The sequence below is a fragment of the Streptomyces sp. NPDC006458 genome (genome assembly GCF_040612135.1).
Lineage (GTDB): Bacteria > Actinomycetota > Actinomycetes > Streptomycetales > Streptomycetaceae > Streptomyces.
In genome coordinates, this window is record NZ_JBEXPR010000009.1 from 242418 (window position 1) to 256789 (window position 14372).

Below are 14372 nucleotides of genomic sequence, written 5' to 3' on the forward strand. Positions count from 1 at the left end.
CCTCAGCTCACCAGCGCCATCTCGTGGTCGGTGCCGTTCAGGCGGCGACCCGCGTCCTGCGTGCACGTCACGATGTCCTCGATGCGCACACCGAACCGGCCGGGCAGGTAGATGCCGGGCTCGATGGAGAAACACATGCCGGGGACGAGGGGCTGCTCCTCGCCCTCGACCATGTACGGGGGCTCGTGCGTGGTGACGCCGATGCCGTGGCCGGTGCGGTGGATGAAGTACTCGCCGTAGCCGGCCTTCTCGATGACCGCGCGGGCCACCCGGTCGATGAGCTGGCAGGCCACGCCCGGCCGTACCGCCTCGAAGGCCGCCTGCTGGGCCTCCTGGACGATGCCGTGGACCCGGCGCTCCTCGCCGGTGGGCTCGCCCACGTGGACGGTGCGGGTGGTGTCCGAGCCGTAGCCGTCCAGCAGGCCGCCGAAGTCCAGGACGACCATGTCGCCGTCCTCGATGACCCGGTCACCTGCCTCATGGTGCGGGTTCGCGCCGTTCGGGCCGGAGCCGACCACCGTGAAGTCCACCTGCTCGTGGCCGTGCTCGCGCAGCAGCCGGGCCAGGTCGGCGGCCACGTCGGTCTCCCGCCGGCCGGCGAAGCGCAGCGACAGCAGCTCCCGGTACGTGGCGTCCGCCGCCGCGCCCGCCGCCGCCAGCCGCGCCACCTCGTGCTCGTCCTTCACCGCGCGCAGCAACGGCAGGGCCGTGGTCAGGGCGCGGTACGAGGTCATCGGCAGGGCCTCCTGCAGGCCGAGCAGATGCAGCGCCCAGGCCGAGTCGGAGACGCCGTAACGGGCGTTGGGGCGCAGCAGGCCGGCCGCGGCCGCGTAGGGGTCCTGGCCGTCGCGCCAGTCCGTCACGCGCAGGGCGCTCGCGCCGGACGCGGCCTCGGCGTCGGGACGCTCCAGCGCGGGCACGAGCAGGCGGGGCTGGGCGTCGGGGGTGAGGACGAGGAGCGTGAGGCGCTCGGTGAGGGCGGTGGGCTGGTACCCGCACAGCCACACCATGTCGGGGCCGGGCGTCACCAGCAGCCCGGCCAGGCCCGCCTCGGCCGCGTCATGGGCGGCGCGGTTCATGCGTTCGGCGTACACCTGCTCGGTGAAGGGCGGGGGTGCCTCGGTCATGGTGTCGTCCCCTCGTCGGGCCGTCCGCGGTCGTCGCCTCGTGCCGCGGTGCTCTCTCCATTGGACGGGCCTTTCGCGTCGGCCGCGCGCGCAAACGACGCCGAACGGGTGATCTGGCGGGTCGGTGCGAGCGCCGCGCCGAACACCATGGCGTCTCGACCCCGCGGTCGGGCGGGTGGCTCGTACCTGTCCGCGCAGTTCCCCGCGCCCCTGGGGGTGGGTGCGGGCACGTCGTGGCTGTTCGCGCAGTTCCCCGCGCCCCTTGGGGGGTGGTCCTGGGGGGTGGTTCGTATGTGCGGGCACGTTGTGGTTGTTCGCGCAGTTCCCCGCGCCCCTGGGGTGGTGGGTGGCTTGTGGGTGTGTGGGGTGCGGGTGGTCGGTGGTTGTTCGCGCAGTTCCCCGCGCCCCTTGGGGGGTGGTCCTGGGGGGTGGTTCGTATGTGCGGGCACGTTGTGGCTGTTCGCGCAGTTCCCCGCGCCCCTGAGGGGGCGCCCGGGTGGTTTCCAGGGGTGTCGGTGGGCTCGGCGGCGCGTCAGGCCCCGCTCCGGCGGATTCACCCGGACGGCTCACCCGCCCTGCGCCCCCACCGCAACCCCCCGACCCTGGGCTCAACATCAACCGCAGCCGAGGGAGGGCCCGATGGCGTCGACGGACGTCCCCGCGGGGACAGCGAAGACCGGCCACGCCACAACCTCGCCAACGGCGCCACCGGCCCCGGCATGCTCGACGTCGTCCAGGAGGACATCGATGACCTGGAGACCGACGACACGGTGAGGCGGTGACCGGATGATGACCGAACTCGCCCGGAAGATCGCGGAGTTGATGCCGCGCGCGAAGGACGACCTCGCCGAGCTCGTCTCCGTCCCGTCCGTCGCCGATCCCCGCCAGTACCCGCCGGAGGAGTGCCGGCGGGCCGCCCAGTGGGTCGCCGACGCCTTCGCCGAGGTGGGCCTGCGGGACGTCCACCTCGCCGAGACGCCCGACGGCAGCCACGCCGTCCTCGGCCACCGCCCGCCCCCGCCCGGCGCGCCCACGGTCCTGCTCTACTGCCACTACGACGTCCAGCCCCCGCTCGACGACGACGCCTGGACCACCCCGCCCTTCACGCTCACCGAGCGCGACGGCCGCTGGTACGGGCGCGGCGCCGCCGACTGCAAGGGCAACATCGTCATGCACCTCACCGCCCTCAGGGCGCTCGGCGACGACATCCCGGTGGGCATCAAGTTCGTCGCCGAGGGCTCGCAGGAGCAGGGCACGGGCGGGCTGGAGGAGTACGTCACCCAGCACAGCGAGCAGTTCCACGCCAACGCCCTGCTGGTGTGCGACACAGGCAACGCCGAGGTCGGCACCGGCACCGCCACCGTCTCGCTGCGCGGCCTGACCAATGTCGTGGTCACCGTCGACACCCTGCGCGGCGAGGTCCACTCCGGCATGTTCGGCGGCCCCGCCCCCGACGCGCTGGCCGCGCTGATCCAGCTGCTGGGCACCCTGCGCGACCCGGAGTCCGGGGCCACCCGCATCGCCGGGCTGGACTGCGAGGGCGTGTGGGACGGCGTCGGCTACGACGAGGAGCAGTTCCGCGCGGACGCCGGCGTGCTGGACGGTGTGCGCCTCACTGGCACCGGCACCGTCGCCGACCGGCTGTGGGCGCGGCCCGCGGTCACCGTGCTCGGCATCGACTGCCCGCCCGTGGTCGGCTCGGCGGCCGCGGTGCCCGCCACCGCCCGCGCCCGGGTCGGTCTGCGGGTGCCGCCCGGCATGGACGTGGGCGCCGCCCGCGAGGCCCTCGCCCGGCAGCTCACCGGGGCCGCGCCCTGGGGCGCCCGGGTGACGGTAGAGACGGAGAGCTCCGGCGCGCCCTTCCGCGCCGCCACGCACGGCCCCGCCTACACCGCGCTGGGTACGGCGATGCGCGAGGTGTACGGCAAGCCGCTGGCCTTCCTCGGCCAGGGCGGGTCGATCCCGCTGTGCAACGTGCTCGCCGCAGCCTATCCGCGCGCGGAGATCATCCTGATGGGAGTGGAGGAGCCGCGCTGTCTGATCCACGCCCCGAACGAGAGCGTGGACCCGCGCGAGATCGAGCACATGGCGCACGTGGAGGCGCTGTTCCTCCAGGAGTTCGCGCGCCTCGCCCACCGCTGATCATGCCCGACCGGATCGAATCTCTTAGGGGCGCGGGGAACGGCGCAATCTTTAGGGGCGCGGGGAACTGCGCGACCGGCCACGCACGGCCCGCCGCCGAAGTCCAGGTCCAGACAGGCCTAGTACCGCACGGCCCGCCGCCGAAGTCCAGGTCCAGACAGGCCTAGTACCGCACGGCCCGCCCCACCTCGGCCTTCACCTCGCCGGACAGGTCGCGATTGCTGGTGGCGGTCGCCTTCCCGGTCTCACCCGAGGGCACGTCGGACAGCGTGACGACCACCGTATCGAGCAGATTGCCGCTCGTGTCGGTGAAGTTCACCTGCACCGCGAAGGACTTGGCGGAGCCCGCCGAGTTGTGCGCGCTCACCCCGACGGTGGCCCGGCCCGCGGAGTTGATCTGCGGCTCGGCCAGCCGGACGTCCTTGCTGACATCCGTCCCGCCCTTGATGTCGTCCAGCTTCCTGCCGGCCTCCGCGGTCGCAGACGCCAGCGCCTCCGGGGCCTGGGAGGCGGCGGACGCCACCTTCGACGCCGCCGACTGCACGGCCGAGGCGGCCTCGCTGACGGTCGACGAGGGGCTGTCGTCGTCCGAGCAGGCCGTCACGGCCGTACCGAGAATCAGGATCACCGCGGCACCGGCCGCCCGGCGGGTGAGGGAACCCGGCATGTCGCCTCCAAGGGTGCAAAGTCCCCTCCAGTGAAGGCCGCCGGGCACCCCTCCGCATGCCCGGGGCGGCCGTACGGCGCAATCCCCGGCGGCGGGCGGGGCGAGGCCGCACAACCCTGACGGCCCCGCGACGGTCAACAGGGCATGTCCGAGAGACACCCTGGACCGCATCGACGAGATCGTGGACCCGGGCACCGACCTCTACCGCGCGGACGGGGCGTGGCAGCCGCCGTCGCTGACGGACAGGTCGCAGCGCAGGCGCGCGGAGGCGGACCGCCCGGCGGGCACCTGAGCGAACGGGGCATGGGTGCGCCCCCGTGCCCCGCTCCCGAGAGGACCCCGCCCACCTCTAAGGTCATAGCCAGGCAAAGAGGATGCGGGAGAGCCGCCGACAGTGACCGGCCACAGAGGGAGTGCCGGGCTTCCGCACCACTGGTACGGGCAGCGCGTGGGCGGGGAAAGGCCGCGAAGCGGCACATCGGCCGGAGAGCCGAAAACGGCGGGCACGACAGAGGGAGACCGCATGACGTCACCACAGCCAGTCCTGGACCCCCCGACCTCGGCGGCGACATTCCTCATAGTCACGGTGAAAGAGGGCGGCGAACCCCAGACCCGCGCCCTGCTCGCCGAGTTGGAATCCCTGACCAGGGCCATCGGCTTCGGTCACCCCGCCGCCCGCCTCACCTGCGTCACGGGAATCGGCTCCCTCGCCTGGGACAGGATCACCGCGGGCGCCCCCCGCCCGCCGGGGCTCCACCCCTTCCGTGAACTCGCGGGCCCCCGCCACCGCGCCGTGTCCACGCCGGGCGACCTGCTCTTCCACATCCGCGCCGACCGCCAGGACCTCTGCTTCGCCCTCACCACGGAGATCCTCAAGCGACTGTCCGACCTGGCGACCGTCGAGGACGAGGTGCAGGCGTTCTCCTACCTCGACTCCCGCAATCTGCTCGGCTTCGTGGACGGCACCGAGAACCCCGTGGGCCCGACCGCCGCGGAGACGGCCCTGATCGGCGCCGAGGAACCGGGGTTCGAGGGCGGCAGCTACGTGATGGTGCAGAAATACCTGCACGAGGTGGACGCCTGGGAGAAGCTCACGGTGGAGGAGCAGGAACACGCCATCGGCCGCACCAAGTTGACCAACCTGGAGATCAACGCGCCCGGCTCCCACGTCGACGTGAACACCCTCACCGACCCGGACGGCGCCGAACTCCGCATCCTGCGCGGAGCGATGCCCTTCGGCCGCCCGGGACGCGGCGAGTTCGGCACGTACTTCATCGCCTACGCCCGTGACCCGGAGGTCACGGAGACGATGCTGAGGCGGATGTACCTGGGCACACCGGAGACCGGCCCGGACCCGCTGCTGGACTTCTCCCGCGCGGTCACCGGCACCCGGTTCTATGTGCCGTCGGCGACGTTCCTCAGGCAGTGCGACCGACACGCCACCTGAGCGTCTTCGCGGGCCTCGGCTGCCGCGCCAGCACGGTCACACGGTGCAGGTTGCAGCCGTCGGCCACGGCCCGCGTCCCGTCCGTCTGCTGGGCCTTGAGGGCGACGCTCACGAGGCTCAGCAGCAGATCCACGTCCGCGTCGCAGTCGAGATGCACGGTCACCCAGCGCGAGCCCGGCACCAGCCGTATCGCGGTGGAGGCTCCGAGGTCGGCGGAGAAGCGTCCCAGGGAGCGGTCGGTGAGATGGAGGTCGACGTCGTGGCCGGTGTGGAAGTGGACGATCTCGCCGTGCGAGGAGCGAAGCGCCTGGCCCGTACCACAGGTGGCCGGACCCGGAGAGAGGTCGGGCCAGACCGTGAGGCATTCCCGGGCGCGCTGGGCCGGAGTCATGGCTCCATGGTTGCTCTCCTACTCGTCATACACCAGAGGTTGAGCGCACCGTAACCCGGCCGTGAGCTTTCCCTCTCCTGGCGAATGGCCGGATCCGTACACAACGCACCTCGTCCCGGCGCCCTCTTCCCCGGTGTCAACCGTGGAAGAAAGGACGCGAAAAGGTGCGTACGAGACAAGCCGGACGAGTCGTTCTCGCCCTCGCCGTGGCGGGAGCGGTGCTGGCGCCGCCCGCTCTGGCCCAGGCGGCGGAGCCGCCCCGCGTCGATCTGCGGGCGGACGTGGACCGCGACGGGACGGCCGGCGTCACCGGCGTCACGGACGAGTCGGGGGAGGACACCTGGTCCGTCGGGCGGGGGGCGCTGTTCCTGCCCAACATCGACGACGACTCCCGGCGTTGCCGCCCTCCGGCCGCCGACACCCCCGACGCGGCGCTCGCCCGCTGCAACGACGCCGCCGACGGCAGGGTCAACGGCGCCGCGGACGCCGCCGATCTGGCCCGGGTACGGTCCGTGCCCGCCGCCGGCCTGTCCGACGACGCGACCGGCAGCGTCCAGGTGACGACCGGGGCCGGGCGGGTCAGGGTGTTCCTCAAGCGGGCCGACGCCTGGACGGCGGTGACCGGCGCGACCCGGCTGACCGCCCAGGAGCTGCGCGCGGGCGTGGAGTTCGGCGTCGAGGGCAGGGACGTGATCCGCGACAGCGGCGTCTGGGACGGGCGCGCGGTGATCCGGCTGACGGTCACCTCCGCGGCCGGCACCGCCGCCGACGACGTGACCCTGCGCGCGGCCCCGCTGCTCACCCACCACAACCTCCAGAACACCCAGCGGGTGCTGGTCACCGAAGTCCGCGGCAACGACCCCTACGCGCGCGGCCAGCAGCAGTTCGTCAAGGGGCTGTTGCGTCAGGTCCAGGCGGCCGGGGTGACCGCGCCCGTCGTCAAGTTCCGCCAGTACGGCGACGTATGGGCGCAGGACTTCGTGGAACCGGCGTACGTCGGGATGACCGGGGCCGGCGGGCGCCCGCAGACGATACGGGTGATGCTGCGCTCGGCGCAGGCCCGCCCGGCCGGGCGGGAGCTCTACACCAGGCTGCGCGGCCCCGGCATCGGCGTCGTGCAGGCGCGCGGGCGCGAGACGCGGGGCTGGGAGACGCTGAACTCCTTCGGCAACCTGGAGACCATCCCGCCGTACACGGCCCAGGGCGGCCGCTCCTACCCGGCCGGCCGGATCATCATGGGCAGGCGCGAGAGCGGCGGCGCGCGGCCCTCGCGGGAGATCCGCGCGCTGCTGCGCTCCCAGGGGCTGCAGAACCCGCTGCTGCTGGACACCTCCTGGCTGCACGTCGGGCACGTCGACGAGTTCGTGCAGTTCCTGCCCGCCGACACCCCGCGCGGCTGGCGGATCGGGATCGCCGACCCGCAGGCCGGTCTCGACCTGCTGCGCATGGCCCAGAGGGAGGGGCACGGCGGGACGCGGATGTTCTCGGTGAAGGCCGCCGACGGCATGCTGCCGCCCCAGGAGACCATCGCGCAGGCCCTCGCCTCCCGGCACCTGGTGTCCGACAACACCATGGCCGCCGAGCGCATCCGGGCCAACCTCGACGTCCTCAAGCGGGAGACCGGTGTCACCGACGCCGAGATCGTCCGCGTGCCCGCCCTCTACACCCGGGGCATCGAGTCCGACGCGAGCGGCACCCGCATGCCCCTGCTGCGGCGCGTCGGCGGCACCCTCGACGGGATGCGGGACCACGGCCAGCAGGGACTCCTCGCCCGCGACGGGGCGGCCGCCGTGCCGACCGTCACGACCAGCGCCTACGTCCCCGGCGCCGTCAACGGCATCCTGCTCGCACGCGACCGCTACCTCGCCCCGCGCCAGTGGGGCCCGGTCATCGGCGGCAAGGACGTCTTCACCGCGGCCGTGACCGCCGCCTACCGCAAGGCGGGCATCAAGGTCTCCTACATCGACGACTGGTACACGTACCACCTCGGCATGGGCGAGGTGCATTGCGGCACCAACACCCTGCGGGACACCTCGGCGCCGTGGTGGGGCGCTCCGGCCGCCCGCTGATCCGGGCCGCCCACTCTCCGCGGGCCTTTGCCGTCTCTTTACAACCCGGCAGGGGCCCGCGTCGTCTCTCCGCTCGATCCGTCACCGAGGTCACCGACGAAAGAGAGCGAAGCGATGCGACGAACCGTGCCGGGTGCCCTGGCCGTGGCCTGTGCCGCCGTGCTGGCGGGAGGCGGCGCCGCCTTCGCGGACAGCACCCCGTCCCCGGTGCCCACCCCGCCGCCGAGCGAGAGCGCCGACGGCGGCGGGAGCGGCAGCGGCATGCCGAGCGCCCAGCCCACCGCGATGCCCTCGCCCAGCGAGAGCACCGTGCCCTCCGCCGCGCCCTCCCCGGTGCCGACCGGGGCGCCGGGCGGCGGTCAGGTGTCCGTCGTGCCGAGCGGGGCGCCCGACACCGGAGAGGTCTCCACGGCCGGTTCGAACGGCGGCGGCATGGCCGCGGGCGCCGGCGCGGCGGTGCTCGTCGCGGGCGGCGCGGTCACCTTCGTCGTACGGCGCCGGCGGGCGACCGGGGCGTGAACCGGCTCGTCCGGGGCGTGAACCGGCTCGTCCGGGGTGTGTTGACCGCCGCAGCCGCGACCGCGCTGCTCGCGGGCTGCGGGGGCGGCGGCGCGGAACCCGGTGGCGCGGGGACCACGGCAGCGTCGAAGGCCACGGCCGGGTCCGACGCCACGGCCGGGTCCGACGCCGCGGCCGGGTCCGACGCCGCGGCCGGGTCGGGGGGCACGGCCGCCGCACGGCCGCTGGAGCGCTCGGAGCCGGTGCGGCTGCGCATCCCGGCCGCCGACGTCGACACCCCGGTCATGGGCCTCGGGCTGGCCGCGGACGGCGGTGTGCAGGTGCCGCCGGTGACCGAGCACGACCGCGCGGGCTGGTACCGGCACTCGCCGACGCCCGGCCGCAAAGGCCCGTCGGTCCTGCTCGGCCATGTCACCGTCGGCCCGTACGGCGACGGCGTCTTCCGCCACCTGGACCGGCTGCGGCCCGGCGACCGGATCGAGGTGACGCCGGCGAACGGCCGTACGGCGGTGTTCGCGGTCAGCGCGGTACGCACCGTCCGCAAGGCGGAGTTCCCCGTGCGGGACGTCTACGGCGACACGGCCCGCCCCGAGCTGCGGCTGATCACCTGCGGCGGCCCGCGCAGCGGCGGCGAGTACCGGGACAACGTGATCGCCTTCGCGACCCTGACGTCCGGCACCCCCTGACCCACCGCACCACCCCCACCGGCATCCTTCCCCCTGTGCCCTCACGACCCTGGAGAGCGTTGAAACGGTCCCGCGACGAGGCGGCGTCGGAGCTGTTCGCCGCCCTGTACCCGCGTCTCGCCGGCTGGTGCCGCCGTCTCGTCGACGACGACGGGACGGCACATGAGATCGCCTCGGAGGCGTTCACCCGGCTGTGGGCACGCTGGACGAAGGTCGACGAGCCGCGCGGTTTCCTCTACGTCACCGCGGCCAACCTCGTCCGGGACCACTGGCGCAAGCTGGAGCGCGAGCGCAGGGCCGTACGCCAGGTCACGCACGAGGCCGCGGTTGCGGGCCCGGTGGAACAGACCGACTCGTCCGTGCGCCTGCTGGTCCAGTCGCTGCCCGACCGGCTGCGCACCCCGATCCTGCTGCACTACTACGCTGACATGCCGATCCGGGAGGTGTCCGTGCTGACCGGGCGCAAGGAAGGAACCGTCAAGGCCGACCTGCACGCGGCCCGCGAACTGCTCCGCGTCCACCTGAGGAGAAGCCTTGACCACACGCTTTGACGGCGAGGAGGAGTCCGGCGGCCCGGACGACCCGCTCACCGTGCTGCTGGGCCCGCCCGCCGGTCATCTGGCCCCGCCCCCGGGCCACTTCGAGAAGGTCCGCCGCACGGCGTCCCGCCGCCGACTGCTGCGCACCTCGGCGGGCGCGGCCCTGACCTGCGCGGCCCTCGCCCTCGCCGCGCTGCCCCTGTACCTCACGGGCCCGGACACCCCGGCGCGCCCGGCTCCGCCCCTGGCCCCGCCCCCGGCGACCGGTGCGCCCGCCCCGTCGGCCAGTTCCCCGGCGCCGACGACCGGCCGCCCGTCCCCGGCCCCGTCCGCGCCGCCCTCGGAGCAGCCCACGGAGACCTCCCTGAGCCCCTCGGCGGGGCCGGGCGGGCAGGGCCCGGCGGAGAGCTCGACGGGCTCGGGCATGGTGAGCCCCTCGGCGCCGCTGCCCACGCCCACGCCCACGCCGACGGCCCCGACGCCGACCCCTACGTCGTCGCCGAGCACGTCCGCGTCACCGCGCTGACGGTCCGGGGCCGCGGCGCGTCCTCGCCGACGGGTCCGTCAGCCGAGGCAGAGCACCAGCACGCAGAGCTGTGAGGGCGAGGTGGAGGCCGGGGCCGGGGCGGCCGGGGCGCTGTCGTCCTCGGGTGCCGCGGGCGGGGTGGTGGGCGTGGCCGTCTGCTGCCCTGCGGGCGCGCTGCTCGCACGCTGCTCGGGGACGGTGACCACCACCGAGGGCTGTCCGGTGCTCTGCGGCCGCGGGGCGCTGGTGACCGACGGCCGGGGAGCCGCGACGGTGGCCTGCGGAGCGGACCGGGACGCCCTGTGCGGCGCGCTCGCCGTTACCTCGCGGCCGGCGTCGGGGGAGGCGGAGGGCCGGGGCGCGCGACGCGTGGCCGGTGGCACGGCGTCCGGCCCGGTGTTCTCCGGTGCCTGCGCCTCCACCTCGCCCATGGGGCGGTTGTCGGGCGCGGCGGCCGCCTCGACGCGGTCGGGCGCGTGGCGGTTCGCCGCGGAGAGCGTCAGCCCGCCCCCGACCAGCGCGACGGCCGTCGCGACCACCGCCCGGCGCTTGTTCTTCTTCCACCGGGCCAGTTGTCGCCGCCGCGCCGCGCGTCCCGGCCGCGACGACTCGGGGGCGGGGGCGGTGGTCTGCGGCGCCGGTTCCTCCTGCGGCGGTCGCATGGCCGCGGACGTATGCGCGATGGTGGCGGGCGGGGCTATGTCCGGCGCGTACGCGCCGCAACCAGGGCACACCAGGGCGCCGTTGAGGTGCCGTCGGCAGGTGGAGCAGTAGTCCATGGCGGTCTTCCTCGCACGGTGATCGACGGCCAGCCACGCTAACGAGCCTCTCCGTGCACTGTGTGCAGCCCGTGTGACACTCCTGCACGGATTCGCCCGCGCACCCTCCACACCAGCCCGCGCAGTTCCCCGCGCCCCTTTGAGAGTCCGGCCGCGGGCCGTCCGTGGCTGTTCGCGCAGTTCCCCGCGCCCCCAAGAGCCCGCGCAGTTCCCCGCGCCCCTTTGAGAGTTCGGCTGCGGGCCGTCCGTGGCTGTTCGCGCAGTTCCCCGCGCCCCCAAGAGCCTGCGCAGTTCCCCGCGCCCCTTTGAGAGTCCGGCCGCGGGCCGTCGGTGGCCGTTCGCGCAGTTCCCCGCGCCCCCAAGGGCCCGCGCAGTTCCCCGCGCCCCCAAGAGCCCGCGCAGTTCCCCGCGCCCCCAAGAGCCCGCGCAGTTCCCCGCGCCCCCAAAACGCTCCCGGGCCTCCTGGGCCCAGCCGGGGACCTCTCAAGGGGCGCGGGGAACTGCGCGAACAGGCATCGACGACCCGCACTCGCGGACGTGCACGAGCCAGGCACCCCCAAGGGGCGCGGGGAACTGCGCGAACGGGCGCCTACGACCCGCACTCGGACGCGTCCGTGCCGACCCTGATCGTCTTCGCAGTGGCCCCCTCCACACCGACGGAACGCTGCGTCTCCGCGGCGGGCGTCGGGCGTGCCGGGCGTTCGGTGCGCCGGGCCCTGCGGAGAGCGCGGGTTCAGCCCTTCTTTCCCGACCGGCGCGCAGGCAGCTTGCCCAGTTCCCACAGCAGCAGCAGCGCGAGCGCGGTCAGCACGGCCCAGCCGAACTGCCGCGCGTTGATCTCCGTCGTCCCCAGCATGCGGCGGAAGCCGTCCATCTGGGTCACCAGCACCGCCAGGACCAGCTGGGCGAGCGCCACCCAGTTCATCTGGCGGCTGTCGAACGTGGACGGCGTCAGCACGGACCGCGTCTCGCTGCGGCACTCGAACGCGGCCACGACCAGACAGAGCGCGAAGGCCGTGAACGCGATGGACTGGCCGGTCTCCGCGCTGTCGTAGAGCGACTCGCCGATCTTGATCAGCCCGAGCAGCCCGCAGGTGATCGCCAGCCCCCCGAGCCCGACCGTGACCAGCACCGGCCGGGTCAGCACCGACTCCCCGCGCGGCCGCGGCCTGCGGCGCATCAGCCCCGGGCTCTCCCGGTCGAAACCGAGCGCGAAGCCGAAGGAGGCGTTGACCACGAAGTGGATCCACAGCACCTGCGGCGGCGTGAAGGGCTCACCGCCGACGATGTTCAGGACGGTCGCGCCGAGGAACGTCAGCACGAAGGTGACCAGCAGGAGCAGCACGAACCGGATGTACTTCGTGAGGTTGTCGAAGATCGTCCGGCCCTGCTCCACGGCGTAGACGATGGTCGCGAAGTTGTCGTCGGACAGGATCATGCGGGCCGCGTTCTTCGCCACGTCCGTGCCGCTGCCCATCGCGATGCCGATGTCGGCGGCCTTGATGGCGGGCGCGTCGTTGACCCCGTCCCCAGTCATCGCCACGACCTCGCCCTTCTTCTTGAGCGTGTCGGCGAGCAGCACCTTGTGCTCCGGCGCGACCCGTCCCACCACCCCGATGCCGTCGATGCGCGCCAGCCGCTCCCGCTCGCTCATCGCCGCGAAGTCGGCGCCCAGCAGGGCCTCGCCGGGAATGCCGATCTGCCGGGCGATGGCCGCCCCGGTGGTGACGTCGTCGCCGGTGATCAGCCGCACCCTGATATGCGCCGACCGCGCGTCCGCCACCGCGGCCTTCGACTCCTCGCGCGGCGGATCGACCATGCCGACCAGGCTGGTCATCCGCAGCTCGGTCACGTACGAGAGCAGGTCGCCGTCCGGGTCGAAGGCGGCCGGGTCCAGATCCCGGGTGGCCGCGGCCATCACCCGGCGCCCCTCGCCGCCCATCCGCTCGGTCTGCGCCTCGGCCCGCTGCCGCAGCTCCGCGTCCCACGGGACGCTCTCACCGGCCGCGAGCGCGGTGGCCGCCCGCGCCATCACCGCCGGGGCCGCGCCCTTGACGAAGCACCGCACGACCGGCCGCCCGGAGCCGTCGGCCGCCGAGTGGAACGTGGCCATGAGCTTGTACTCGGGGTCGAACGGCAGCGTCGCGAGCCGGGGCAGACCTTCCCGGGTGGCGTCCGCGTCGAGCCCCGCCTTGTGGGCGAGCACCAGCAGCGCGCCCTCGGTGGGGTCGCCCACCACCTCGCCGTCCACCAGCTTCGCGTCACTGGCCACGACGTACGGCAGGATCGCGTCCTCGATGCCCGCGGAGGACCCCGCGGCGTGGTGGATCCGCCCCTGGAGCCCGTAGCCGGTGCCCGAGACCGTGTACCGGTCGGTGGGGCTGATCACCTCGACCGCGGTCATCTGGTTCATCGTCAGGGTGCCGGTCTTGTCCGAGTTGATCGCCGAGGTGAAGGCGAGGGTCTCGACCGACGGCAGTTCCTTGACGATGGCGTTGCGCTTCGCCAGGTTGAGGCTTCCGACGGACAGGATCGCCTGGGTCACGGTCGGCAGTGCCTCGGGGATCGCGGCGATGGCCAGCGAGACCGCGCTGACGAACAGCGCGTCCCAGGCCTCGCCCCGGCTGCGCCCCAGCGCGAACATCACGATCATGGTGAGGCCGGCCGCCCCGGTGATCCACAGTGTCAGCCGGTCGAGCTCCCTGGTGAGCGGCGGCACCTCCTTCTCGGTGGCCGCGAGCATGCCGGAGATCTTGCCGAGTTCGCTGTCCACGCCGATGGCGGTCACCACGAGCAGCCCGCTGCCATGCGTGACCGGGGTGTTCATGAACGCCATGCAGGTCTGGTCGCCCGGCGGCAGCGGCCGCCCGCCCGGCAGGGTGCCGGTGTCCTTCGCGGCGGGCACGCTCTCCCCGGTCAGCGTCGACTCGTCGATCTGCAGGGCGCTGGCCATGATGATCCGCCCGTCCGCCGGCACCTGGTCCCCGGCCGACAGGAGCACGATGTCACCGACGGCGAGGTCCTCCGCGGGGATCTCGGCCTCCGTGCCGTCCCTGCGCACCCGCGCGGTGGCCTTCAGCATCGACTGAAGGGCGTTCATCGCGCTCTCGGCCTTGCCCTCCTGACGCAGGCCCACGACCGCGTTCAGCAGGGTCAGCACGACGAGCAGGATGCCGGTGGTCCACTCCTGGATCACGAACGACACCACCGCCGCGACCACCAGGACGATCTGCATATAGCTGCGGTACTGGGCGAGGAACCGGCGCCAGGTCGGGGTCCGGGCCTCCTCGGGCAGCGCGTTGGGGCCGTGCGCGGCGAGGAGATCGGCCGCCCGCGCGGCGGTGAGACCGACCGCCGGATCGACGCCGAGGGCCGTCACGACCGCCTCGGGGGACCGCGCGTACCACTCGGCCTCCTGTGCCGCCCGCCCCCGATCTCCCACCGGATCCTGATGCACCGTCATCGCCGCCTCCGATCACC

The 14372-nt window shown here is 73.8% G+C and carries 12 protein-coding genes, 1 pseudogene and 1 CRISPR repeat array; of the genes and pseudogenes, 8 read left to right on the forward strand and 5 right to left on the reverse strand.

The features are described 5' to 3' along the window. Window positions 1-2 precede the first annotated feature (2 nt). The gene (locus ABZZ79_RS15070; protein WP_356689361.1) at window positions 3-1127 is read right to left on the reverse strand and encodes an aminopeptidase P family protein; all 1125 of its coding nucleotides are present in this window, start codon (window positions 1125-1127) and stop codon (window positions 3-5) included. A gap of 187 nt (window positions 1128-1314) precedes the next feature. Then, window positions 1315-1609: direct repeats of the CRISPR family, unit length 25 nt; unit sequence TGTTCGCGCAGTTCCCCGCGCCCCT. Window positions 1610-1913: 304 nt separating this feature from the next. Between ABZZ79_RS15070 and ABZZ79_RS15075 the strand changes: the two genes are divergently transcribed. Then, the gene (locus ABZZ79_RS15075; RefSeq protein WP_356689362.1) at window positions 1914-3269 is read left to right on the forward strand and encodes a dipeptidase; all 1356 of its coding nucleotides are present in this window, start codon (window positions 1914-1916) and stop codon (window positions 3267-3269) included. A gap of 163 nt (window positions 3270-3432) precedes the next feature. On the opposite strand, the gene ABZZ79_RS15080 is transcribed toward ABZZ79_RS15075, so the two are convergent. Then, entirely contained in the window at window positions 3433-3936 is a 504-nt protein-coding gene (locus tag ABZZ79_RS15080; RefSeq protein ID WP_356689363.1) for a hypothetical protein, read from the reverse strand. Window positions 3937-4090: 154 nt separating this feature from the next. Here ABZZ79_RS15080 and ABZZ79_RS15085 point away from each other — a divergent pair. Together ABZZ79_RS15085 and ABZZ79_RS15090 are read left to right on the forward strand one after the other, a co-directional pair. Continuing rightward, a pseudogene (locus tag ABZZ79_RS15085) lies at window positions 4091-4228 on the forward strand (aldo/keto reductase); the annotation flags it as partial. Window positions 4229-4459: 231 nt separating this feature from the next. Next, window positions 4460-5383, forward strand: a complete 924-nt coding sequence (locus ABZZ79_RS15090) for a Dyp-type peroxidase (protein WP_356689364.1) — start codon at window positions 4460-4462, stop codon at window positions 5381-5383. Here the strand turns inward: ABZZ79_RS15090 and ABZZ79_RS15095 are convergent. Then, a complete protein-coding gene (locus ABZZ79_RS15095) occupies window positions 5355-5774 on the reverse strand; it encodes a luciferase family protein (protein ID WP_356689365.1) in 420 nt (139 codons plus the stop codon). The genes ABZZ79_RS15090 and ABZZ79_RS15095 overlap by 29 nt on opposite strands. A 164-nt stretch (window positions 5775-5938) precedes the next feature. Here ABZZ79_RS15095 and ABZZ79_RS15100 point away from each other — a divergent pair, with 164 nt between their 5' ends. From ABZZ79_RS15100 to ABZZ79_RS15120, 5 genes are all read left to right on the forward strand, one after another. Then, on the forward strand, window positions 5939-7843 hold the full coding sequence (locus ABZZ79_RS15100; RefSeq protein ID WP_356689366.1) for a protein-arginine deiminase domain-containing protein: 1905 nt from the start codon (window positions 5939-5941) through the stop codon (window positions 7841-7843). A 114-nt stretch (window positions 7844-7957) separates the two neighbouring features. Continuing rightward, on the forward strand, window positions 7958-8362 hold the full coding sequence (locus ABZZ79_RS15105; RefSeq protein WP_356689367.1) for a sortase-dependent protein: 405 nt from the start codon (window positions 7958-7960) through the stop codon (window positions 8360-8362). 41 nt (window positions 8363-8403) lie between these two features. Beyond that, the gene (locus ABZZ79_RS15110) at window positions 8404-9048 is read left to right on the forward strand and encodes a class F sortase (protein WP_356689368.1); all 645 of its coding nucleotides are present in this window, start codon (window positions 8404-8406) and stop codon (window positions 9046-9048) included. A 59-nt stretch (window positions 9049-9107) separates the two neighbouring features. Beyond that, window positions 9108-9599: an RNA polymerase sigma factor gene (locus ABZZ79_RS15115; RefSeq protein WP_356689369.1), complete on the forward strand. Its 492-nt coding sequence runs from the start codon at window positions 9108-9110 to the stop codon at window positions 9597-9599. Beyond that, window positions 9583-10113, forward strand: a complete 531-nt coding sequence (locus ABZZ79_RS15120) for a hypothetical protein (RefSeq protein WP_356689370.1) — start codon at window positions 9583-9585, stop codon at window positions 10111-10113. Before ABZZ79_RS15115 ends, ABZZ79_RS15120 begins: the two co-directional genes overlap by 17 nt. Window positions 10114-10151: 38 nt before the next feature. On the opposite strand, the gene ABZZ79_RS15125 is transcribed toward ABZZ79_RS15120, so the two are convergent. Both ABZZ79_RS15125 and ABZZ79_RS15130 read right to left on the reverse strand, forming a co-directional pair. Further along, window positions 10152-10892 (reverse strand): hypothetical protein, encoded by a 741-nt coding sequence (locus tag ABZZ79_RS15125; protein WP_356689371.1) that lies wholly within the window; start codon window positions 10890-10892, stop codon window positions 10152-10154. Window positions 10893-11625: 733 nt separating this feature from the next. Continuing rightward, complete coding sequence (locus ABZZ79_RS15130) at window positions 11626-14355, reverse strand: HAD-IC family P-type ATPase (RefSeq protein ID WP_356689372.1); 2730 nt, start codon at window positions 14353-14355, stop codon at window positions 11626-11628. Between the last annotated feature and the right edge of the window lie 17 nt (window positions 14356-14372).